Consider the following 23557-nt stretch of genomic DNA (forward strand, 5'->3'; position numbering starts at 1 on the left):
GGGTTATACCTGACAAAGCTGTGTTCTCAAGTTTTGGGGCACTGTGCGACCCATTGCGGGCAAGTCGGATTGCCGCATCGCACGCTCCCACAGGTTTTTCACCGTCCCGAGGAACGCATTTCATGAAAAGCTCCGGTCCTAGCCCTGTCATTACCATCGCCGAGCAGCCCGGCTGTCTGTTGGTGAAGTTTCACGGCATTCAGGTGGCTGCGTCGGCGCGCGCGCTGGTGCTGCTGGAGGCCAATTACCCTCCGGTGTACTACGTGCCCCGGGAGGATATCGACGAGAAGTATTTTGCCCGCACCGACCACACGAGTTACTGCCCCTACAAGGGTGATGCGAGCTATTTCAGCCTGCAGGTCCCGGGGCATGAGGGCGCGAATGCGGCGTGGAGCTATGAAGATCCCAAAGTGTCGGTAGAACAGATTCGGGGCTACATTGCGTTCTATCCCGATCAGGTGAAGTTCGAGATTCTCAAAGACGTCGAGTGATTGAAAACGCCCTGCATCGACAGGGCGTTTTTACGATCAAGCGTTCAGTTCACGAACCGCCTGCACCAGCGTCGACTCATCGATCTGAGCAATCGAGGTCACTCCGGTCAACGTCATGGCCACGCGCATCTCTTTGGCGAAAATATCCAGCATGTTTTCCACCCCGCGTTGACCGTCGGCGGCCAGGGCATAGGCCATCGATCGCCCCAGCAATACACCTTTCGCGCCCAGCGCCAGCATCCGCACGACATCGAGCCCCGAGCGGATCCCCGAGTCGACCAGCACCGTCAGATCATTCCCCACCGCTTGTACGATGGGCGGCAATGCCTTGGCGGTGGAAAGCACGCCGTCCAGCTGTCGTCCGCCGTGGTTCGACACCACAATGCCGTCCGCGCCAAAGCTGACGGCGTCTCGCGCGTCCTGAGGATCGAGAATGCCCTTGATGATCATCGGGCCTTTCCAGAAGTCACGAATCCACTCCAGATCGCTCCAGCTGATCGACGGGTCGAAGTTGTTCGCCAGCCAGCCCATGTAGTCTTCGAGCGTGACGGCTTTGCCAAGGTACTTCGAGATGTTGCCCAGATCGTGCGGGCGTCCCATGACGCCGACGTTGAAGGCCCAGTCGGGTCGGGTCATCGCCTGAAGTATTCGCCGCGATGACGCAAACGGCCCGGACATGCCCGAGTGCGCATCCCGGTATCGGGCGCCGGGCGTGGGCATGTCGACGGTAAACACCAGGTTCTTCACCCCGGCAGCCTTGGCCCGTTCCAGGGCGTTTTTCATGAAGCCCCGGTCTTTCAGCACGTACAGCTGGAACCAGATGGATTGTTGGCTTTGCGCCACGACTTCCTCGATCGAACACACCGAAACTGTCGACAGGCATAGGGGAATGCCTTTGTTTTGCGCCGCTTTCACGGCTTGTACTTCGCCTCGACGGGCGAACATGCCTGTCAGGCCTACCGGTGCCAGGATGATCGGCATTGCGAGGGGCTGGTCGAAGAGGGTGGTTTGCAGGCTCAGGGTTTCGACGTTTTTCAGAATGCGCTGACGCAGGCTGATGCCTGTCAGGTCGGCGCTGTTGGCCCTCAGTGTGTGCTCCGCATAAGCGCCTCCATCGATGTAATCGAACAAAAACCGGGGGAGTTTGCGGCGGGCTGCCTCGCGATAGTCGGATGCGGATGAAATGATCATGGTGCCTCGGTCGGGTGAGTGGCGGGGCGATGGGTGCTTTGAGCCAGAGTAGCGAAAACGGCTCGTGTTTGCGGTAATTCTGTTTTTCGCGGTGTTGGGTGTTTGGGTTTTTTGGGGGGGATATATCCGTTATTGGGGTAACGGCGGCTATTGGTTTCGCCCTTACGGCGAGTCACTTGGAGAAGCGCCAAGTAACCAAGCGCTTTTGCCCCTTTCGTTCGGTGCCTCGCTAATGCTCGGCATGCCCTCGCTCCGGTCCTGCTCCGTGGGCCCGCCGCGATCGGCCATCCTTGGCCGTGCGCGGCTAACCCGGCATCCATGCCGGGTTGCCCACTACGCAGAACCTGCGCTCGGCCTCTCGAGGGGGCGACGACCGCCACAGCCGCCGAGGCGGCCTGAAAGCCGACCTGGCTCTTCAGTCGTGTGCGCGCTCCCGCATTGTGGTGGCACCGCTAATTTTGGATGTTTGCACATTCCCTTGTAGGAGCCAGCCTGCTGGCGATGGACGTCAACGATAACGCGGGCTGTCTGAATGAACGTGTTGTCCGGTCGTTTTTCGCGGGCAAGCCTCGCTCCTACAGGGAATCCCATAAGCTTTTGATCTTCACCACTCATCAGGCCGAGCGTTAGCTCGCCTTCCGCTTTTGATCTGAGCGCCCCCTCGAGAGGCCGAGTGGAGGTTCTGCGCAGTGGGCAACCCGGCATGGATGCCGGGTTAGCCGCCCCCGGCCATGGATGGCCGATGGCGGCGGGCCCACGGAGCAGGACCGGAGCGAGGGCATGGCGAGCATTAGCGAGCCACCGAACGAAAGGGGCAAGAGCCCTTGGTTACTTGGGGCTCTTCCAAGTGACTCGCCGTAAGGGCGAAACCGCCAGCAGCCATCACCGAAATAACGGACATGCCCCCAACCACCCAAACACCAACCCTCAGTTAGTATCCAGATCCACGTTCTTGGTCTCACGCAAACAGATCATCCCCACCACCAGGCTCACCGCAGTAATCACCACCGGGTACCAAAGCCCATAAAAGATGTCCCCGGTGTACACCACCAACGCAAACGACACCGTCGGCAAGAACCCACCAAACCACCCGTTGCCAATGTGATACGGCAGGGACATCGAGGTATAGCGAATGCGCGTCGGAAACAGCTCGACCATCAACGCCGCCAGCGGCCCGTAGCACATGGCCGAGATGATGATCAGCGCGACGATCAGCGCCACGATCATCGGTTTGTTGATCAACTGGACGTCGGCTTTTGACGGATACCCGGCCAGGGTCACCGCTCCCCGCAGGGCCGCTTCGTCAAAGCCTTCAAGCCTCACGTCGCCGACGCTGACCTGCACGCCGCTGCCGGCCGGGGCCGCTTCGCTGCTGTAGGGCAGGCCCTGTTTCACCAGGAAGGTTTTGACCTTGTCGCACGGGCTGTCAAATTTCGCCTTGCCCACCGGATCAAACTGGAAGGTGCACGTCGCCGGGTCGGCCAGTACGGTAATCGGTGCCTGACGGCTGGCCTGGTCGATCGCCGGGTTGGCGTAATGAGCCAGGGTCTTGAAGATCGGGAAGTACAGCGCGGTGGCCAGCAACAGGCCGATCATCAGCACCGGTTTGCGCCCGACCTTGTCCGACAGCCAACCGAAGAAAATGAAGAACGGCGCGCCGATGATCACGCTGACGATCAGCAGGCTGTTGGCCAGGGCCGGGTCCATTTTCAGGAACTGGGTGAGGAAGAACAGCACGTAGAACTGCGCCGCGTAAAACGTCACCGCTTGCCCGGCGTTGATGCTGAACAGCGCGATTAGCACGACCTTGAGGTTTTCCCATTTGCCGAAGGAATCGCGCAGTGGCGATTTGCAGAGTTTGCCTTCCTCTTTCATTTTCACGAACGCAGGCGATTCGTGCAGGCTCAGGCGAATCCAGGTCGAGATGCCCAGCAGCACGATGGAAAACAGAAACGGAATCCGCCAGCCCCAGACTTCAAACTGGTCACCGGTGAAGTAGCGGCAACCCAGCACCACGAGCAACGACAGCAGCAGGCCGAGGGTCGCGGTGGACTGAATCCAACTGGTGTGGAAACCGCGTTTGCCGATGGGCGCGTGTTCGGCGACATAGGTCGCAGCGCCGCCGTACTCACCGCCCAGGGCCAGGCCCTGAAGCATGCGCAGCACCACGAGGATGATCGGCGCGGCGATGCCGATGCTCGCGTAAGTCGGCAGCAACCCGACGCAAAACGTCGCGACGCCCATGAGGACGATGGTGGCGAGGAAGGTGTATTTGCGCCCGATCATGTCCCCCAGCCGCCCGAACACCAGCGCACCGAAGGGCCGCACGATAAAGCCGGCGGCGAATGCCATCAGTGCAAAAATGAACGCGGTGGTGTCGTTGACCCCGGCGAAAAACTGTTTGCTGATCACCGCCGCGAGGGCGCCGTAGAGGAAAAAGTCGTACCACTCGAACACTGTTCCCAGTGACGAAGCGAAGATGACTTTGCGGGTGTCACGGCTGGCATCGGCGCTGCGCGTGATTTCCAGAGATTGAACGTGTTCTGACATATCGGTATCCCTCACAGTGATTGTTTTTGTTGTTCCACTGTCGGCACATGCTTTGTGGGCGGGTGCCGCTACTGTCCGTGCATCGGGTGACATCGATGTTGATTGATCCGCCGCTATCGCTGGCAAGCCAGCTCCTACAGTTGATCTTTGTCGTTCATATTTCTTGTGCCCCACCTACAACCCTGTAGGAGCCGGCTTGCCGGCGAAAACGATGTGTCAGTCAATACTGATGGCGCCTGACACACAGCCTTCGCCAGCAAGCCGGCTCCTACAATGTTCGTGTTTGGAGGTCAGGCATTGGTCGCCAGTTCCATTGGCGCTGTCAGGCTCCTTGTGGCGGGGTTGAGGATGAGTTGTGCGGCCTTTTCGGCAATCATCAGCGTCGGCGAACAGGTGTTGCCCGAGGTGATGCGCGGCATGATCGAGGCGTCGGCGATACGCAGGCCGGGAATGCCGTGGACTTTCAATTCGGCATCGACCACAGCGTCCCCGTCGTTGCCCATGCGGCACGTACCGACCGGATGGAAAATCGTCGTACCGATTCGCGCGGCGGCTTCGTGCAGTTGTTCTTCGCTTTGCAAACTGTCGCCGGGCAGGTATTCCACCGGTTTGAACGCTTGCAGGGCTGGCGCGGAAACGATGCGTCGGGTCAGGCGGATCGCATCGGCAGCGACGCGCAAATCTTCCGGATGGCTCAGGTAATTGGGTTGAATCAGCGGCGCGTCCTGCGGGTTGACCGAGCGAATATCGATTCGCCCACGGCTTTGCGGACGCAGATCGCAGACCGACGCCGTGAAGGCCGGGAAGGCATGCAGCGGCTCGCCGAAACGCTCCAGCGACAGTGGCTGCACGTGGTATTCGAGATTCGCCGAAGTCTGCTCCGGCCCCGAGCGGGCAAACGCACCGAGCTGACTCGGCGCCATGGACAGCGGGCCACTGCGGTCATACAGATAACGCAGCCCCATGCCGATCTTGCCCCACACACTGCCGGCGATCTGGTTCAGGGTGCGCGCGTTTTGCAGTTTGTAGATCAGCCGCAGTTGCAGGTGATCCTGCAGGTTGCCGCCCACACCGGGCAGCTCATGGGCCACACCGATACCCAGTTTTTCCAGGAGCGGGCGAGGGCCGATGCCGGAGCGTTGCAGGATGCTCGGCGAACCGACGGCACCCGCGCAAAGGACGATTTCCTTGCGCGCCTTGAAGGTTTTCGCCTGACCCTGCCAGCGTGTACTTACCGCTGCTGCGCGGCCGTTTTCCAGGAGCACACGGTCGACTTCAACGTCGGTCAGCACGGTGAGATTGGGACGATGGCGGACCGGTTTGAGAAATGCCTTGGCCGCGTTCCAGCGAATCCCGGCCTTCTGGTTGACCTGAAAGTAGCCGCAGCCTTCGTTGTCGCCCTGATTGAAGTCATCGATGCTGGCGATGCCGCTTTGTTCGGCCGCGCTGCGGAACGCATCGAGAATCGGCCAGGACAGTCGCTGACGCTCGATCCGCCATTCCCCGGCGGCACCGTGAAATTGCGAGTCGCCGGCAAAATGATTTTCGCTTTTCTTGAACAGCGGCAGCACATCGTCCCAACGCCAGCCGGGATTGCCATCGGCCGCCCAACCGTCGTAGTCGCCGGCCTGGCCGCGCATGTAGATCATGCCGTTGATTGAGGAGCAACCGCCGAGCACCTTGCCGCGCGGGTAACTCAGGGCGCGACCTTGCAGGCCTGCTTGCGCTTCGGTCTTGAAGCACCAGTCGGTGCGCGGGTTGCCGATGCAGAACAGGTAACCCACGGGGATGTGAATCCATGCGTAGTTATCGCGGCCGCCGGCTTCGAGCAGCAGCACCCGGTGTTGCGGGTTGGCCGACAATCGATTGGCCAGCAAACATCCCGCCGGCCCGGCCCCGACCACGATGTAATCGTATTCATCAAGGGAAGTCTGCATCCCTGACCTCGTATTGTTGTTCTTGTTGTCGATCATCCTAGTTGTTAGCTTTCGTCAAAAGAATGTTAGTTTTTGCGCAGCCGCTGTGCGTTTTTAAACAGCGTATCCCTAAGGACGGTTCATGTTCGATTGGAATGACCTGCGTTTTTTTCTCGAATTGCAGCGCAGCGGGCGTTTGCTCACCGCTGCCCGCCGTTTGAACACCACCCATGCCACCGTGGCCCGGCACATCGAGGCCATCGAAAAAAGCCTCGGCACGGCGCTGTTCGTCCAGCACGCCCAGGGTTATGAATTGACGCCGGCGGGTGAAGCGCTGCTCAAGCACGCTGAAGCGATGGAAAACGTCGCCTTGCTGGCCCAGGAAGAGATCACCCAATCGACGGCGCCGCTGGGCAAGATTCGCGTGGGGGTGACCGAGGGCCTGGGCATCATGTTCCTCGCCAGTCGCATGAACGGTTTGTTCGAGCGCTATCCGGGGCTGGAAGTGGAGCTGGTGGCGGTGCCGCGATTTGTCAGCATCCTCAACCGCGAAGCGGAAATCAGCATCCACCTCGAACGCCCGGCTGCCGACATGCTGGTCACGCGCAAACTCACTGACTATCGCCTGGCGCTGTATGCCAGCCAGGCTTACCTCGACAGGGCGCCACCGTTGCGAAGCCGCGAAGACCTCGGGCGCCACGCTTGGATCGGCTATGTCGACGACTTGCTGTTCAGTCAGGAGTTGATGTTCCTCAACAGCTTCTGCCGCAATCCGCAGGTGGTGTTCCACAGCACCAGCGTGATCGCCCAGCAACAGGCGGCGCGCTCGGGGTTGGGGATTGCGGTGCTGCCGTGCTACATGGCCAGCGCCGATCCGCAGCTGGTGCCGCTGTTGCCGGACGAAAGCATCCAGCGCAGCTACTGGATCAGTACCCGTCGCGAGCTGCACAAGTCCGTGCGGTTGCGGGTGTTGTGGGATTACGTGGTGGAGTTGTGTGAGCGAGAACAGGATCTACTGCGAGGCCCCGACACCTTGTAGGAGCGAGGCTTGCCCGCGAAGGCGGTTTTGAAATTGATACCAGACTCAAGGGCCTCTTCGCGGGCAAGCCTCGCTCCTACAGTGGATCGCGTGTTTAGGGGAGGATTTCGAAGGCAGTGCTGGCGAGGCGTTTGCCGTTCACCAGGACGTGCACCGCGTGTCGGCCGGCGTAGTGCTTGCGCGTGGTGAGTTCCTTGATGTGCTGACTACGGCTGAGGAGGGCGGTCGCATGGCCCGGCAGCGTCAATGCCTTGAGCTTGAACACCTTCGCCGAGGTGCTGCCATTGGCTTTGACGTAATCAATGGCGTAGTCGATCACCAGGCGCTGACTGTCCTCGACCGTGGATTTAACGCTGAAGGACAAGGTGATTTTCTCCCCCAGGCCAATCACGGCCGGTTCAACGTTCACATCAATGATTTCGACCTCGGGCTTGCCGCCCGCGCCGATGATCGCCAGCGCCCGCTGGTTGCCCTGTTTGATCAGGCTGCGTAGTGCATGTCTGGCGATCCATGCGGTGTGCCTGTTCTCCAGCGACCAGCCTTCGATCAGGTCCAGCACCCACTCGGGATGGTCCTTGGTGATGTCGTTGAGGTGGTTGGCCACCGACTTGCGCACATAAAGGCTGGCGTCCGCCTTGAGGTTGTCGAGGATCGCGGCAGCGAGGCTCGGGTCGGCCTGGATCTGTTCCAGGCGAAACGACCATGGCAGGCGCGGGCGACAGCCTTCGCTGGCCAGGCGCCGGACATGTTCGTTTTCATCCAGCGACCAATCGTGCATCACGGCCAACGCGCGCTTGAGGTCACTGCGCAGGAAATAGCGGATCGCGAATTCAGCAGAGCCGAATGTGGTGAAGTATTTGAGCGCAGCCATGGACGGTTCGAAAGCATGGGCGCCGTAAGTCGCGACGTAATGCGGCAGCGAGATGCTGACGAAGCCGCTGTTCAGGCGCGGGGCGAGGGCGCGCAATACCTCCAGCGACTCATCAAAACCCAGCGGCAGTACGGCGTGCAGTGATTCGCTGACACGGGCCATGCGCTGCATGATCGACAGCTCGGCCAGCCCGTCGTTGGCCAGTTTTAGGAAGGCTTTGGCGTTGAAGTCGGGGTAGACCGCGGTCATCTCGGTGGCGATGTGTTTGAGGCGCTCGGCGTTGAAGATTTCCTTCAGGGCGGGGGCGGGTTGGTCAACGGCCATTGTCGATTCCTTTGAAATCGTTATTTATCCAGGTACACCGCGTTATCCAGGCGAGCTTGCTCGCGAATACGCTCATCACTGATGAAACGTATACCGATCCTTCCCCGAATGTTTTGACTCATACAACGCCTCATCCGCTTTCACCAGCGCCTGATTCAGCGTGTCGCTCTCCGCGACCCGCGCAAGGCCAATGCTGATGGTCACCGGGTGCAGGGTGGTTCGTTCGCGGACCACCCGGCACAGATCGCCGGCCAGGGCGGCGACGTCTTCACGGCGCACACCGGCGAGGTAAATCGCAAACTCTTCACCACCCAGTCGCGCGTATTCAAAGTTGGCCATCACCGCTTTGATGTCCGCGGCAACGCGCTTGAGCACCTCGTCGCCAATGTCGTGGCCGAACACGTCGTTGACCTTCTTGAAGTTGTCGATATCGATCATTGCCAGGTAATGGTCGGATTCCCGTGGCGCGGCTTGCAACTGTTTGTCGGCGCGTGCCATGAACGAGCGACGGTTGGGGATCTCGGTCAGCGTGTCGATGTAGGCCTGATCCAGCAGCAACCGGGACATGATGAAATTGTAGAGTTTGGCCTCGCGCAATTTCAGGAAGCTGTAGACGGTCATCGCACAAAGAAAACCGGCGTAGCAGACCGTCATCATTCCCCGCAGCTCAAGCACGTGAAAGTGGGTGTCGTAGAACGGATTGAGCAGCAGCCAGGTGATGATTTGCGCACCGTAGAAGGACCAGCGACTCAGCGGCAAAACCGACGCGCTGTACAGCGTGCTCGCAGCGGCCAGTACCAGCCAGGCGGGCTGAAAATCGGCGGGCAAGCCTTCGATCACCAGGCGAATGCCCAAGGTCATGGCGAAGACGAACATCAGGTTCAATACGTGGAAATGCCGAGCCTTGCGGGTGAACAGCAGCACAATCGCCAGGATCGTGAATACCCCGAGAAACAGCATCGACAGCCAGGTAAAACCCTGGTCACCGATGAAGCTGACAATCAGATCGAAGAGCACCCAGATAACGATGCTGGCGACATAAATCAGCAGGCAGAATTTATGCAGCCGCTCGAATTCATGCTGGATGAATTCAGCCTTGAGTGCCGCCGGCGCGGCTTTTTTCAGGACTTCATCTTCAATGGTTTTGTACATCGCCGACCTATTGCTTGCGCTGGTTGTCGAGAATCACCTTGCCCCACGGTCGATAACGCAGGGAAAACACCGCCGTCGGATGGCAACCTGCCGAGGAAGCGTCCGGGGCGGCCGGCTCTGCGCGGAACGGTTGGCCTTCGGCGCTGACCTGCCGGAACGCTTCGCGCACGATGCCGACCGGGCAGGGCAGCGCGCTGGCGTAGCCGTTGTGCACCAGTGGTGGTAAACGCCCGGTGCCCGCGCCGTCCTGCCACCACACTTGAACGCCCACGCTCGTCAGCCCATCGAGCCACTGGCCATTGACCTGTGGCGCAAGTTTGCCGGCCGTGAAGGCGCTGACGTGCAGCGGTGCGTCCAGTTTGCCGGCGAAATCCTTGAGTTGGCGCTGTAGGGTTTGCCGTCGCTCGACCGCCAGGAAGTGAAAGTCATCGAGCTCCATCGGCAGGTACCAACCGCTGACCGGCAACTTCCAGTCCTGGCGCAGCCGCTGTTGCTGGGCGAGCGATTGCCCGAGTTGCACCTGCCAATAAGCCGCGAGCCCGGCGCTGTCCAGCTCATCGATACGCTGGTAATAGGCCGGGTCCATGTTCAGGCCCAGTACCAGTTTCAGGCCTTGCTCGTGGGCCAGTTTCAAACTGTTGGCGAGCCAGCCATCGACGCCACCGAAGTTTGAATCACCGTACGCCGTCCATTGCACGATGACGGTCTGCACGCCGTGTTGGGCGGTGTCCTGCCAGATCCGTTGCCATTGCGCCTGGCTCAGACTGGCGTCGACGTTCAGGGGTTGGTAAAAAATCCGCTCATCGGCGCGGGCCATTGTGCTGCTCATTAACAGGCAAAGAACCAGGAGAAAACGCGTCATCAGAAATTCAACTCCACACCCAGCAACACACCGTTGCCGCCTTCATACAGGTTGCCGCTCAGGGATTGCTGATACTCGGTGCGAACCGTCAGGTGCGCGCGGTAAGCATTGTAGATGTCGTCGTCGAACCACCATTGCCAGCGCAAGCCGATACCGGTGCGCAGGTCCTGGCGCCAGTCATTGTTCGGGTCCTGGCTGGCGAACTCGAGAAAGCCGTACGGCATGACGGTTTGCGCACCGTTGAACGGCAGTTTCCAGGTGTGACCTTGCTGGAAGCGCGACAGCCATTGGTGATCACCGGCCTTGGTCCACCACGCGGCGTCGAGGTAGAGGAAACGTTCCTCCCAATCGTTTTCATCAATGCGCCAGTCGTTGCGGAACCGTCCCTGATCAAGAAACGAAGCCGTGGCGCGCAACAGGTAATCGGTGCTGGTGTGACCGTCCTGGCGGTGATCGTTGAACTGGTCGGCGAGTTTTTCAGGAATCAGCAATTGACCCAGGCTCAGGCGCTGATTGTCGTTGTCATCGAACGAACTCTGTTTGTAGAGCTCGCCGTAGAAGTTGATGTTCGCCGTGCCCCAGGGCTTGTAGCGCAGACCCACGCCGGTGCCGAGGGATTCGCCGTAACTCGATCGACCCTGACCGCCAAGCAGTACGCGGCCATAAACCGACAACGTGCTGCCGGCGCGACTCGGCTCTTCGCCGAGCGCATGGTCCCAGATCGCCACTTGTACGTTCTGTGAGGTGGCGCGTCGTGAGCTGTCGCGCAAGGTGCCGTTGGGGCGGAAGCTGTCGTTGGTCGAGACGCCGGCCGGTGACCAGGTGCTGGCCAGCGTGCGGCTGTCGCGACGGGACAGGGTTTCGTGAGCACGGCGCTGGCGATAACGCCTGGCTTCCATGCTGCCGTCCTCATCGTCGGCGGCTACCGGGTGCTGTTCCAGGTCAATGACCCGGCGCAATTCCTTGCGCGCCGCCGCGCTGTCCTTCACTTCGTCATAACGCAGCGCCAGGGTTTCGCCGAGGCGATAGTCTTCCGGAAAATCACGGGTGGCGCTTTGCAGATAAGGGATGGCGTGGGCGCGCTGTTCCCGGGTGTCGGCCCCCGCCAGACGCATGCCGTAATCGGCGCGATAACGCGGGTTGTCCGGCTCGCGACGCACGGCTTCGGCGAGCCACGCGGTGCTTTGTTCCAGTTCGCCGGCCTTTTGCGCGGTAACCGACGCTGCGTAGAAATGCCCGGCATCCGGCGCCTGCTGCAAGGCTGAGCGCTGACGTTGCAATGCTTCGTGATGATCGCCGCGCGCGTCGGCGATCGCTGCGCCCAGTGCCCATTCATTGGCCCCCCGGGCGCGACTGTGTTGCCAGTAACGTTCTGCGAGCTGCGTGTCGCCTGCGGTGAGGGCGCTGCGGCTGGCCGTCAGCTTGGCGTTATCGCTCAACTCAGCCTCCGGCAGGCTGCGCCAGATGGCCAGGGCACCCGCCGAATCACCGGACGCTTCCAGCGCATACGCCAGTGGCAGACGACTGCCACGGTCGCCGAGTTTTTCCGCGGTCTGGTAGTAGACGACGGCTTCACCCGGCCGATTCGGCATGGCGCAACGGCCCAGGGCTCGATAGTCGCCTGCGACCTGCGGGTGGTCGCCAATGGCTTGTTGCACCGCGTCGCACTGACCTTTCTCGGCCAGTTGCGCCAGCAGTTGGCCGCGTGTGGCGGGATCGACGCGATTGAGCAGCGACACCATGCGTTTCTGCTGCGCCGGGGTCGGCGTCGACGAGGCATAGAGCCCCGCCAGCCGCTGCAGCAGGGCAACGGGCAACTTGCCGCCATGACGGTCATAGGCGTTTTCGAGCCACTGTTGCGCGTGTTCGCGCTGGCCAGCATTCAGCGCCAGATACGTTGCCTGATTGAGCGAACCGAGGTTGCCGGTCTGCTGGTAGTGTCGCTCCCAGAGCGTCGCGGCTTCTGTATTGCGACCCAGGGCTTGCACCAGTTCGGCCCGGCGTTTGACCACGTCAGCCGTCTGTGGCTGGCCGGCGAGCCAGGCCATGACTTTGTCGCTCTCGCCCTGGTCCTGCCAGATGTCCAGCAGCCGTGCCTGGCGGCGACTGTCCCAGGGTTCGGGCAGGCGCGTGCCTTGCAGCAGCTCGGTGTCTTGCAGGCGCTGGGCCAGAATCAACCATTTTTGCGGGTCATCGTTCGGCTGGCAGCCACGCAGCTGCGTGCGTGCGGCTTGCGGATCGCGACCGGACAACCATTCGGCCGTCTCCAGGCACGGGCGCTGCAATTCGCCACTCAAGCGTTGCACGGTCGGTACATCGCCGCTTTGTCGAGCCAGTTCCCACAGGCGCTGGCGTTGCGCCGGATCCGCCAGTTCGCTGGCGGGCAATGATTGAATCCAGCGTTGAGCCAGTTGCACTTGGCCCATGGCGATCGCCCGATCGATCATCGCGAGGCGTGCCTTGCGCGCGGCTTCGGGTGACGGGGCTTGCTGCAGCAATTGCTGCAAAGGCTGTTCGTCGAGCCGCTGCACATAGGCATTGGCCAGTCGCTGCCAGCCTTCGGCGTCCAGTTGATCGCTGGCGGCCAGTGGCGCCAGTTGCTCGATGGTGCCGTTCCAGTCGCGCAATTGCTCGGACCAATTGGAGCGGGCCAGTTGCAGGATGTTGTCGTCACCCTTGGGCGTCAGTTGTGCCAGCCAGTCGTGAGCCCTGCCGGCGCCACCAAACTTCGCGAGGCTCAAGCTATAGGCCTGCCACAGGCGTACCCGCTGGCTGAGGTTGCTGTTGGCAATCCATTGTTCTACTTGCTCGCTGCCCGGAGGATCCTGTTCGATCCAGGTCAGGCGCAGGTTGAGCAGGGCGTCGTTGTTGTCCGGGTTGTCCGGCAGCGCCTGCACGGCATCCTTGTACCGTCGTTGCTTGGCCAGCGCTTCCACCAGCAGGGCGCGGGCTTCATCGTTTGTCGGCACCTTGACCAGCAGGTGGCGCATCAGCCGTTCGACCTCGGCCCAGTTGCCCTTTTTCGCTTCGCGGTAGCTGCGATCCATGTAGGGGAAACTGCGAAATTGTTCGAACTCGGTCAGCGGTTCAGCCTGTACCCATGAGCTGGTGGCCAGGCTCAGCAACAGACTGCCAATGAGGAGGGCATGGCGATCAGGCTTCATGCAACCTCCCGGACAATGCGGAAGGCCGCTTGCTGTTCACTGGCCTGGTCGGCCAGGGCCTGTTCGAGCACTTCCTGCGTGATCATGCCGCGCGAGATGAGGTGTTCACCCAAGGACATGTGCTCGGCATCGAAGTCGATCAAAGCCTGATTGAACAGGCTCGGCGGGACCATGCCGCGCACTTGCAGCAGATTGCCCAGCAGCACTTGGTGATGGCTGACGCGTTCGAGCAAGGCTTCATCGTCCTGATGACGCTCAAGCACTTCGAGCATGTGGTGCACTTCCTTATTCTGGCGGGGGCTGGCGTACCAGTAGCGGATACCCAGCGTGACCCGGCCCTGAGGCGCGAGACGGCAGCGCACCGGGCGTTTCAATTGACGGCTGATGGCACCGAGGGAGACCTGGCTCACCGGCCCTTCGGAGGCCAGCACCAGGGTGTTGCCTTCCTCGGCCACCGGCAGCACGCCGTAGTGGGAGGCGATCTTGCGCGGCACGGCGTCGATCAGGCGTTTGTCGAGTTTGAACGGGTTCAGTGGCGCCCATTCGAGATCCAGTTGCTCGGCGAGGGTTTCTACCAGTTGCGTGCTGTCGATGTGTTCACGCAGCAGCAGTTCGTGGCCCAGACGCCGGCGTATCGGGTTGGTGATCGCCGCTTCCAGTTGCTCTTCGGTGAGCAGGCCTTTTTCCACCAGGCGATGACCCAGCGGCGTGCGCTGGGCTTTGGTCAGGGCCGGGAATTCGTGGGTGGTCTTGTCCCACGCCACACGGCGCGAATCCCCCATTTCCATGACCTGGCGCAGCGCCCGCACGTTGGCGAAGAAGTTGATGAAGTTGCTCCATATCATGCGCGGTGCCGACAACAGGCCTTCGACGAGCCCGTAGTAACGGGTGACGAACCAGCCACGCTGGAACAGCCGATTGATCAGCATCAAACCGTTGAGCCACAAGAGCGTAGCGAGCACCGGGCTGTTGGACAGGATCGACGGATAGCGCCAGGCGGTCGGTGCAATCACTGTCATCAGCCACATCGCCAGCAGCACGAGGCACAACAGGTTCACCAGGAAACTCAGCAGGTAAGCGATCATGCCGCGACGGTCGCGCCAGAGGAAATAGTTGAGCACGCCCGTGGGGCTCCAGCCGAGGTTCTTGGTGCCTTGAAAGACGATGCCGACGATCCAGCGCGATTTCTGGCGGATGGCATGCTGAAAGTCCCGGGGGAAATGCTCGCGAACGCAGATGACCTGGGAAAACACGCGGTCCATGCCGAACGCCCAGGGCTGTTCGAGCGCCAGTTTCGGGTCGGTCACCGAGTAGCGGGCAAAGATGCACTTCATACCCTTTTGCTTGAGGCGGAAACCGATGTCGTAGTCTTCGGTCAGGCTCTGCACGTCGAAGGCGATGCCGTCACCGTCTTCGAGCAGGGCGCTGATGGCTTTACGGCTGAAGCAGGTGCCGACCCCGGCGCTGGGCACCTGGCCAGTCATGGCTTCGCGGACGATTACATCCTTGCCATGGTTCTCGGCGAACTCGTCGACGTAATGCCCGGCGGTGAAGCCTCGCCACTCCGGCGCATAGGGGTAGACCGGAATCTGGATCAGGTCCTTGGCCGGCAGCAGGTAGTTGAAGAGGCGCAATTCCATCGGCGAAATCACGTCTTCGGCATCGTGCAGAATGAACCCGGAAAACTGGATTTTCGCCTCGCTTTCAAAGCGCAGGATCGCGTCGATGATGTTGTTCAGGCAGTCGGCCTTACTGGTGGGGCCGGGGCGGGCGCAGACCACTTTGTGCACGTTGGGGTAGTGCTGGCAGACCGCATCGACGTCGGCCTGCGTCTCGGCATCGTTGGGGTACGTACCGACGAAAATCTGATAGTTCTCGTAATCGATGGTCGACGCCGCAAGGCGCGCCATTTCACCGACCACTCCGACTTCGTTCCACGCCGGAACCATGATTGCCAGGGGTTTTTCGGCGATGGCGTACAGGCGCTCTTCATCCGCGCGCTTGAATTTTTCGTAGATCCGCCAGCGCCGGACCAACTTGCGGCCCCAGTACACGAGGTCGATGAACAGGTCATCGAGCCCGAGGAGGAACATCAAAAACGCCAGGGTGATCGCGAGGTATTTGAGACCGAACAGGACGTAGGCAAAAAAATCGACAAAACCGAAAGTCATCGTGCTTTGACCGCCGCCGAGCGCACGCTCAGACGCTCGAACAATCGAGTGCCGATGCGTTCGCTGGCGTGGCCGTCGCCGAAGGGGGTGTGAACGCGGCTCATGCGTTCGAAGTGGACCTCGTCATCCAGTTGGCCGGTGGAGCAGAGGCTCAGTCTGCCCCCGGACAATTGACGCAACACTCTGGCGAGTGGCGCCATCTTGATGGCCTCCGGACGCGTACCGAAAACCATCATGATGTTGAAAGACATTGACCCCTCCTGGGAATGTGGCAAGGCTCTGGCTCAAGGCCAGCAATGCTTTGCCGCTTACTGAGATGTAAATAAAAGCAGTCGGATTGGAGCTTGTCCAATTCGGTTTGAGGCTTGATTGATGTCAATAAATTGCAGCAAATGCTCAGCCGATTATGGCTATTAGATGGCACTTTCCTTAAACGTTCAATTCAGTGCAAAAAAGGTCGCAGCCAGCCGGTTTGGGGCCCGTACTTATTCGATCAGCCTGGCTGATTCGGATTGAAGGCAATTTTCGGGTATCGAGTATACGTGATGCGTTCTCCACACCGTTATTGAGCATGGTCTTGTCGCAAAGCGCCAACGAGGATGCCCGTGCGCAGGCATCGCCTCCTGTCAGAATGGACAGCGGACAGGGGCATCGGCCGCGGCTTTATTGCACTCGGTTGCGAACGGCTCGATGGCTTTTCCTATAAAAAAGGAGGATCAAGCGGTTTGTTCCGGGTTGAAATGTAAGTGTGCCGGCAAGGTGAGCGCACCTGACAGGGTCAGCCTTCGCCCAATTGAGATGCTTTTACCCGCCCGTTGTGGCGAACGGTAGCGCCCAGTCGTTTGCACGAGCGCTACCGTTTTTTCCTGTTGCAGCGCATCCCGTTGATTTCACTCGATTTGTAATTTTCCGAGAAATGGCCCCACAACCTGTGGCACACTTTCTGCTGTCTATTCCGTTGTTACATACTTGGTTCCGGTATAGCGGAATACACATCATCCTGGAGTGCTTGCCATGCATCGCCGACCTTCCTTGTTTAAAGCGTGTGTTTTTCTTTTTGCAGCTTCGGCTGCTGCCATGGGCGTTGCCCAGGCGGCGGACAGCAAACTCGATAGCGTGCTGGCCCGTGGGAAACTGATCGTGGGCACGGGCAGTACCAATGCGCCGTGGCATTTCCAGGGAGCGGACGGCAAGTTGCAGGGGTTCGATATCGATATCGCGCGAATGGTCGCCAAAGGGTTGTTCAACGATCCGAGCAAGGTCGAGTTCGTGGTGCAGTCGTCCGATGCGCGGATTCCCAACCTGCTGACCGACAAGGTCGACATGAGTTGCCAGTTCATTACCGTGACCGCCAGCCGTGCGCAGCAAGTGGCGTTCACGCTGCCGTACTACCGCGAAGGTGTCGGCCTGCTGTTGCCGGCCAACAGCAAGTACAAGGAAATCGAAGACCTCAAGGCGGCCAATGACAGCGTGACCGTGGCGGTGCTGCAGAACGTTTACGCCGAAGAACTGGTGCACCAGGCGCTGCCCAAGGCCAAGGTCGATCAGTACGACAGCGTGGATTTGATGTACCAGGCCGTGAACTCAGGCCGTGCCGACGCCGCTGCCACCGACCAGTCTTCGGTCAAATACCTGATGGTGCAGAACCCCGGTCGCTATCGCAGCCCGACCTACGCCTGGAGCCCGCAAACGTACGCGTGCGCAGTTAAACGCGGCGATCAGGACTGGCTGAACTTCGTCAACACCACGTTGCATGAAGCCATGACCGGCGTTGAATTCCCGACCTACGCGGCGTCCTTCAAGCAGTGGTTCGGTGTGGATCTGCCTACCCCGGCCATCGGTTTTCCCGTCGAATTCAAATGACCCCGTGAGAGTGGGGCGCGCATAACGCGCCCCGTTCAAGGTACTGCTGACCATGAACTATCAGTTGAACTTTGCCGCCGTGTGGCGCGATTTCGACACCTTGCTGGCGGGGCTCGGACTGGGCCTGGAGCTGGCGCTGGTGTCGATCGCCATCGGTTGCGTGATCGGCCTGATGATGGCGTTTGCTTTGCTTTCAAAGCACCGCGCATTGCGGGTGATGGCGTCGGTGTATGTGACGGTGATCCGTAATACGCCGATTCTGGTGTTGATTCTGTTGATCTACTTCGCGTTGCCGAGCCTGGGGATTCGTCTGGACAAGATCCCGTCGTTCATCATCACCCTGTCGCTGTATGCCGGTGCGTACCTGACCGAAGTGTTCCGTGGCGGGTTGTTGAGCATTCCCAAGGGCCAGCGCGAAGCCGGGTTGGCCATCGGCCTGGGCGAGTGGCAGGTCAAGGCCTACGTCACTGTGCCGGTGATGTTGCGCAACGTGCTGCCGGCCTTGTCGAACAACTTCATTTCGCTGTTCAAGGACACCTCGCTGGCGGCGGCGATTGCCGTGCCCGAGCTGACCTATTACGCGCGCAAGATCAATGTCGAGAGCTACCGGGTGATTGAAACCTGGCTGGTGACCACAGCGCTCTATGTTGCGGCCTGTTACCTCATTGCCATGATGCTGCGTTACCTCGAGCAGCGTCTGGCGATCCGCCGATAGGAGGCCCTCATGTACGAATCACCCAGTTGGTTGCATGAGTTATGGGTTGCCCGCGAAGTGTTGTGGCAAGGCTTCCTGACCAGTGTGCAGGTCTCGGCGCTGGCGATTTTGCTGGGCACGATGGTCGGCATAGTCGCCGGTCTGGTGCTGACCTACGGCAAGTTCTGGATGCGTGCGCCGTTCCGTTTTTACGTGGACATTATTCGCGGCACACCGGTGTTTGTGTTGGTACTCGCTTGCTTCTACATGGCGCCCGCATTGGGTTGGCAGATCAGTGCATTCCAGGCCGGAGCCTTGGGGTTGACGCTGTTCTGCGGTTCCCACGTCGCCGAGATTGTGCGCGGCGCGCTGCAAGCGTTGCCGAGCGGGCAGATGGAAGCGAGCAAGGCGATTGGCCTGACGTTTTATCAAGCCCTCGGTTACGTGCTGTTGCCTCAGGCGCTGCGGCAGATCTTGCCGACCTGGGTCAACTCGTCCACCGAGATCGTCAAGGCTTCGACGCTGCTGTCGGTGATCGGCGTGGCTGAGTTGCTGCTCAGCACCCAGCAGATCATCGCCCGGACCTTCATGACGCTGGAGTTTTACCTGTTCGCCGGATTTCTGTTTTTCGTCATCAACTACGCCATCGAATTACTCGGCCGGCACATTGAAAAGCGGGTGGCCTTGCCATGACTCAACCTCAAGTTTCGAACGTTCCAAATGAGCAGCCCCTGCTGGACATTCGCGGACTGCACAAAAAATATGGCCAGCTCGAAGTGCTCAAGGGCGTCGACCTGACCATGCAGCGCGGCAACGTGGTCACGCTGATCGGCTCCAGCGGTTCGGGCAAGACCACGCTGCTGCGTTGCGTGAACATGCTCGAAGAATTCCAGGGCGGACAGATCATGCTCGATGGCGAATCCATCGGCTATGACGAGGTCAACGGCAAACGCATACGCCACCCGGAAAAAGTCATCGCCCGCCATCGCGCCATGACCGGCATGGCGTTCCAGCAGTTCAACCTGTTCCCGCACCTGACCGCGCTGCAGAACGTCACCCTGGGGTTGCTCAAGGTCAAAAAGCTGCACAAGGACGAGGCTGTCGCGCTCGCCGAAAAATGGCTCGAGCGGGTCGGTTTGCTGGAGCGCCGCGATCACTATCCGGGGCAATTGTCGGGTGGTCAGCAACAGCGCGTCGCGATTGCCCGGGCGATTGCAATGAACCCAAGCCTGATGCTGTTTGACGAAGTCACCTCGGCCCTCGACCCGGAACTGGTGGGCGAAGTGCTGAGCGTGATCAAGGGCCTGGCCGAGGATGGCATGACCATGTTGTTGGTGACCCATGAAATGCGCTTCGCTTTCGAGGTCTCGGACAAGATCGTTTTCATGAATCAGGGGCGTATCGAAGAGCAGGGGCCTCCCAAGGAGCTGTTCGAACGCCCGCAATCACCGCGTCTGGCTGAGTTCCTCAAAAACACGCGGTTTTAACTTCTAGCTTTTCAATCAGGAGAAACACTCATGAGCATTACTCGTTACGGCACCGGCAGCAGCGCCGCTGGCGGTACGCCTCGTCCTTTCGCCCGCGCCGTTGAAGCCGACGGCTGGCTGCACGTTTCTGGCCAGGTGCCGGCGTTGGATGGCGAGATCATTGTTGGCGGCATCGTCGAGCAGACTCACCAGACCATGAAGAACCTGATCGCGATTCTCGAAGAGGCCGGTTATGGCCTCGAAGACGTGGTGCGCGCCGGGGTGTGGCTGGAAGATCCGCGGGATTTCACCAGTTTCAACAAGGTCTTCTCCGAGTACTTCAAACCCGAACACGCACCGGCCCGGGCCTGCGTGCAGGCGAACATGATGGTTGATTGCAAGGTTGAGATCGACTGCATCGCGTACAAGAAAAAGGCCTGAGATTTGCGGTGAATTCTTCGCGGGCAAGCCTCGCTCCTACAGATCACCTCGACCTGTAGGAGCGAGGCTTGCCCGCGAAGGCGGCCTAACGGTCAGCACAGCACTCTAGGTAAACTCCCGGCACTTTGAATGGGAATTTGAAACATGACCGAAGACACCATCAAGCGCCGGGCTCGCGGTCTGGACCGGGCGTTCGATATCCTCGATTTCCTCAAGGAAATCGGCCAGCCCCTGCGTCCGAATGAAATTGCCAGTGGCATCGGCAGCCCGAAATCCACGGTCTACGAACTGGTGGCGTCCTTGCTCGAACGGCGGATTCTGGAACCCGTGGGCAAGGACGGTCACGTTTACCTCGGCCGTCAGCTGTACTTCCTCGGGCAGGCGCATTTGCGTCATTTCGACCTGACCCGCGAGGCCGATCACGCCTTGCAGGAGATCGTCAGCCAGACCCATGAAACCGCGCAGATGTGCCTGCTCAACGGGCGCAAATACACGGTGGCATTGATGAAAGAGGGAGAGCGGCATTTCCGCATTTCCTCGGACATCGGCGAAAACGCGCCGATCCCCTGGACCGCGTCCGGGCGCCTGTTGCTGGCGCACCTGAGCGACCAGGAAATCATCGACCTGATCGATCACAACGACTTCATCCTGCCTAACGGTGAACGCCTGCCGCTGGAGCAGTTTCTCGGCGAAATCCGTCAGGCCGGCATCGACGGTTTTTTCTCCTTCGACAGTGTCGCCGACACCTTTACCCATTGCTTCGCCGCCCCGGTCAAAGACCCGAACGGCGTGGCTATTGCGACCCTGTGCATCGTTGCCCCTCGGGCCGATGCCAAGACGCATTACAACGACTATCGCCGGGTGTTGATCGACAACGCCAACCGCCTGGCCCGTCGCATTAACGAATAACAGCGGCTGTTCGCGGCCGCGAAAATGTGAGGAGTTCGACCATGTCTTCTGCCCAAAATACTGCTGCCGTGGAAAAGGGCTTTGCCCAGACCGGTGCCCATCTGGTGCGCGACGTCAGCCTGCCGGCGCTGGTGCTGCATCGCGAGGCGCTGGAACACAACATTCGCTGGATGCAGGCGTTCGTCAGCAACAGCGGCGCCGAACTCGCGCCTCACGGCAAAACCAGCATGACCCCGGCCTTGTTTCGCCGCCAACTGGACGCCGGCGCCTGGGCCATCACCCTGGCCAGCGCTACGCAAACCCGCGCGGCGTACGCGCACGGTGTGCGTCGGGTGCTGATGGCCAACCAACTGGTGGGGACGCCGAACATGGCGCTGATCGCCGATCTGCTGGCGGACCCGACGTTCGATTTCCATTGCATGGTCGATCACCCGGACAACGTCGCTGACCTCGGTGCGTATTTCGCCTCGCGCGGTGTGCGCCTGAACGTGATGATCGAGTACGGCGTGGTGGGTGGCCGTTGCGGTTGCCGGACCGAGGAGGAAGTGATCGCGCTGGCCAAGGCCATCAGCGCACAACCCGCGTTGGCACTGACCGGTATCGAAGGTTATGAAGGCGTGATTCACGGTGATCATGCGGTCACCGGCATTCGTGCGTTCGCCGCGTCGCTGGTGCGTCTGGCGGTGCAGTTGCAGGACAGCGGCGCGTTCGCCATTGCCAAGCCGATCATCACCGCGTCGGGTTCGGCATGGTACGACTTGATCGCCGAATCCTTCGAAGCGCAGAACGCTGGCGGGCGTTTCCTCAGCGTATTGCGCCCTGGCAGCTACGTGGCCCACGACCATGGCATCTATAAAGAAGCGCAATGCTGCGTGCTCGACCGTCGTAGCGATCTGCACGAAGGCCTGCGCCCGGCGCTGGAAGTCTGGGCCCATGTGCAGTCGTTGCCGGAACCGGGTTTTGCAGTGATCGCCCTGGGCAAGCGCGACGTGGCCTACGACGCCGGGCTGCCGGTGCCGTTGCTGCGTTACAAGGCCGGTGTGGTGCCGGCAACGGGCGACGACGTCAGCGCCTGCAAGGTGACGGCGGTGATGGATCAGCACGCGTTCATGACGGTGGCGCCGGGGATTGAGCTGCGGGTGGGCGATATCATTTCGTTCGGCACTTCGCACCCGTGCCTGACGTTCGACAAGTGGCGCACGGGGTGTCTGGTGGATGAGCAGTTGAATGTCATCGAAACCATGGAAACCTGTTTCTAGGGTTCCAGACCGAGGCGCGGCCATCGCCAGCAAGCCGGCTCCTACAATGGAATGCGTTCCCCCTGTAGGAGCCGGCTTGCCGGCGATGGCGCCCGCCGAGACACCACCGAACCACCAGAGACACCACAACAATGAACACCATCAACACACTCGGCCCCAACATCCCGCGCATCGCCTTGATCGGCGAATGCATGATCGAGTTGCAACACCGCGCCGACGGCAGTCTGCAACAGAGCTTCGGCGGCGATACCTTGAACACGGCGGTCTATCTGTCCCGCGAACTGGGCGAAGGCGGCAGCGTTGATTACGTCACCGCCCTGGGCGATGACAGTTTCAGCGATGCCATGTGCCAAAGCTGGGCCGCCGAAAACATCGGCCTGGACATGGTCCAGCGCCTGCCCGGTCGCTTGCCCGGTTTGTACTGCATCCAGACCGACGCCGCCGGCGAACGTCGCTTTTTGTACTGGCGTAACGAAGCCGCCGTCCGCGATTGCTTTACCACGCCAGCCGCCGCGCCGATCCTCGCGGCGCTGCCGGATTACGACGTGCTGTATTTCAGCGGCATCACCCTGGCGGTGCTCGGTGTGCAAGGTCGGGAGAAATTGCTGGAAACCCTGATCGAAGCACGGCAGCGGGATGCGCGGATTGTGTTCGACAACAACTACCGGCCACGTTTGTGGGCGTCGATCGAGGACGCTCGGGCGGCGTATCGCAGCGTGTTGCCGTATGTCGATCTGGCGTTGCTGACTGTCGACGACGAACAGGCGTTGTTTCATTTTTCCGATTGCGAGGCGGTGTTCGCCGCTTACGAGCAGGTGGGTACGCCGGAAGTGGTGCTCAAGCGTGGTGCCGAAGCGTGCCTGATTCGCTGTGAGGGTGAGTCGTTCGAGGTGCAGGCGCAGAAGGTCGAACGCGTGGTGGACACGACGGCGGCGGGGGATTCGTTCAGTGCGGCGTACCTGGCCAGTCGGCTCAAGGGGGGGAGCCCGGTGGAGGCGGCCGAGGCCGGGCATCGGTTGGCGAGTCGGGTGATTCAGGTGCCGGGGGCGTTGATTCCGCGGTAGGTGGTGAATGGCCGGCTGCTGCGCAGTCGGATCGCGAGCAGGCTCGCTCCCACAATGGATCTGTGTACGCCGCAAATCCAATGTGGGAGCGAGCCGGCTCCGGGCGGCGTTCCGACGATGGGGCCCTCAA

18 protein-coding genes and 1 pseudogene are annotated in these 23557 nt (G+C 60.6%); 10 read left to right on the top strand and 9 right to left on the bottom strand.

What is annotated here, in order from left to right; all coding sequences use genetic code 11:
* Window positions 1–122: 122 nt before the first annotated feature.
* Window positions 123–491 (top strand): DUF427 domain-containing protein, encoded by a 369-nt coding sequence (locus IB246_RS02010; RefSeq protein WP_008028168.1) that lies wholly within the window; start codon window positions 123–125, stop codon window positions 489–491.
* 36 nt (window positions 492–527) lie between these two features.
* On the opposite strand, the gene lldD is transcribed toward IB246_RS02010, so the two are convergent.
* The 3 genes from lldD to IB246_RS02025 all read right to left on the bottom strand — a co-directional run bounded on the left by lldD (window position 528) and on the right by IB246_RS02025 (window position 6169).
* Window positions 528–1682, bottom strand: coding sequence for an FMN-dependent L-lactate dehydrogenase LldD (lldD, locus tag IB246_RS02015; RefSeq protein WP_008028170.1), 1155 nt, complete (start codon window positions 1680–1682; stop codon window positions 528–530).
* A gap of 927 nt (window positions 1683–2609) precedes the next feature.
* Window positions 2610–4232, bottom strand: a complete 1623-nt coding sequence (locus IB246_RS02020) for an MFS transporter (protein ID WP_008037160.1) — start codon at window positions 4230–4232, stop codon at window positions 2610–2612.
* Window positions 4233–4522: 290 nt separating this feature from the next.
* Entirely contained in the window at window positions 4523–6169 is a 1647-nt protein-coding gene (locus tag IB246_RS02025; protein ID WP_008037156.1) for a GMC family oxidoreductase, read from the bottom strand.
* Between the two features lie 121 nt (window positions 6170–6290).
* Between IB246_RS02025 and IB246_RS02030 the strand changes: the two genes are divergently transcribed.
* Window positions 6291–7187, top strand: coding sequence for a LysR family transcriptional regulator (locus IB246_RS02030; protein ID WP_008037153.1), 897 nt, complete (start codon window positions 6291–6293; stop codon window positions 7185–7187).
* Between the two features lie 94 nt (window positions 7188–7281).
* On the opposite strand, the gene IB246_RS02035 is transcribed toward IB246_RS02030, so the two are convergent.
* The 6 genes and pseudogenes from IB246_RS02035 to IB246_RS02060 form a co-directional block, all read right to left on the bottom strand.
* Window positions 7282–8382, bottom strand: a complete 1101-nt coding sequence (locus IB246_RS02035) for a DNA alkylation repair protein (protein ID WP_008037147.1) — start codon at window positions 8380–8382, stop codon at window positions 7282–7284.
* 75 nt (window positions 8383–8457) lie between these two features.
* A complete protein-coding gene (locus IB246_RS02040; RefSeq protein ID WP_008037145.1) occupies window positions 8458–9534 on the bottom strand; it encodes a sensor domain-containing diguanylate cyclase in 1077 nt (358 codons plus the stop codon).
* A gap of 7 nt (window positions 9535–9541) precedes the next feature.
* The gene (locus IB246_RS02045; protein WP_008037143.1) at window positions 9542–10396 is read right to left on the bottom strand and encodes a DUF4434 family protein; all 855 of its coding nucleotides are present in this window, start codon (window positions 10394–10396) and stop codon (window positions 9542–9544) included.
* Window positions 10396–13560 (bottom strand): NfrA family protein, encoded by a 3165-nt coding sequence (locus IB246_RS02050; protein WP_008037142.1) that lies wholly within the window; start codon window positions 13558–13560, stop codon window positions 10396–10398. The genes IB246_RS02045 and IB246_RS02050 overlap by 1 nt, the downstream gene beginning before the upstream one ends.
* Window positions 13557–15731 (bottom strand): cyclic di-3',5'-guanylate-activated glycosyltransferase NrfB, encoded by a 2175-nt coding sequence (gene nrfB, locus IB246_RS02055; RefSeq protein ID WP_008037135.1) that lies wholly within the window; start codon window positions 15729–15731, stop codon window positions 13557–13559. The genes IB246_RS02050 and nrfB overlap by 4 nt, the downstream gene beginning before the upstream one ends.
* A gap of 80 nt (window positions 15732–15811) precedes the next feature.
* Window positions 15812–15982 (bottom strand): annotated as a pseudogene (locus tag IB246_RS02060) (UDP-N-acetylglucosamine 2-epimerase (non-hydrolyzing)); the annotation flags it as partial.
* Window positions 15983–16745: 763 nt separating this feature from the next.
* Between IB246_RS02060 and IB246_RS02065 the strand changes: the two are divergent.
* From IB246_RS02065 to IB246_RS02100, 8 genes are all read left to right on the top strand, one after another.
* Window positions 16746–17594, top strand: coding sequence for a transporter substrate-binding domain-containing protein (locus IB246_RS02065; protein WP_008033036.1), 849 nt, complete (start codon window positions 16746–16748; stop codon window positions 17592–17594).
* A gap of 52 nt (window positions 17595–17646) precedes the next feature.
* Entirely contained in the window at window positions 17647–18309 is a 663-nt protein-coding gene (locus IB246_RS02070; protein WP_008033038.1) for an amino acid ABC transporter permease, read from the top strand.
* Window positions 18310–18318: 9 nt separating this feature from the next.
* Window positions 18319–18981 carry an amino acid ABC transporter permease gene (locus tag IB246_RS02075; protein WP_008033040.1) on the top strand — a complete coding sequence of 221 codons (663 nt, stop codon included), beginning with the start codon at window positions 18319–18321 and terminating at the stop codon, window positions 18979–18981.
* The gene (locus IB246_RS02080) at window positions 18978–19775 is read left to right on the top strand and encodes an amino acid ABC transporter ATP-binding protein (RefSeq protein WP_008033043.1); all 798 of its coding nucleotides are present in this window, start codon (window positions 18978–18980) and stop codon (window positions 19773–19775) included. The genes IB246_RS02075 and IB246_RS02080 overlap by 4 nt, the downstream gene beginning before the upstream one ends.
* A gap of 30 nt (window positions 19776–19805) precedes the next feature.
* Entirely contained in the window at window positions 19806–20195 is a 390-nt protein-coding gene (locus IB246_RS02085; RefSeq protein WP_008033044.1) for a RidA family protein, read from the top strand.
* A 144-nt stretch (window positions 20196–20339) separates the two neighbouring features.
* Window positions 20340–21104, top strand: a complete 765-nt coding sequence (locus IB246_RS02090; protein WP_008037126.1) for an IclR family transcriptional regulator — start codon at window positions 20340–20342, stop codon at window positions 21102–21104.
* Window positions 21105–21145: 41 nt separating this feature from the next.
* On the top strand, window positions 21146–22363 hold the full coding sequence (locus tag IB246_RS02095) for an amino acid deaminase (protein WP_008037125.1): 1218 nt from the start codon (window positions 21146–21148) through the stop codon (window positions 22361–22363).
* 131 nt (window positions 22364–22494) lie between these two features.
* Window positions 22495–23427: a sugar kinase gene (locus IB246_RS02100; RefSeq protein ID WP_008037123.1), complete on the top strand. Its 933-nt coding sequence runs from the start codon at window positions 22495–22497 to the stop codon at window positions 23425–23427.
* The last annotated feature ends 130 nt before the right edge of the window (window positions 23428–23557 follow it).

Source organism: Pseudomonas sp. PDM01 (assembly GCF_014852325.1).
Lineage (GTDB): Bacteria > Pseudomonadota > Gammaproteobacteria > Pseudomonadales > Pseudomonadaceae > Aquipseudomonas > Aquipseudomonas migulae.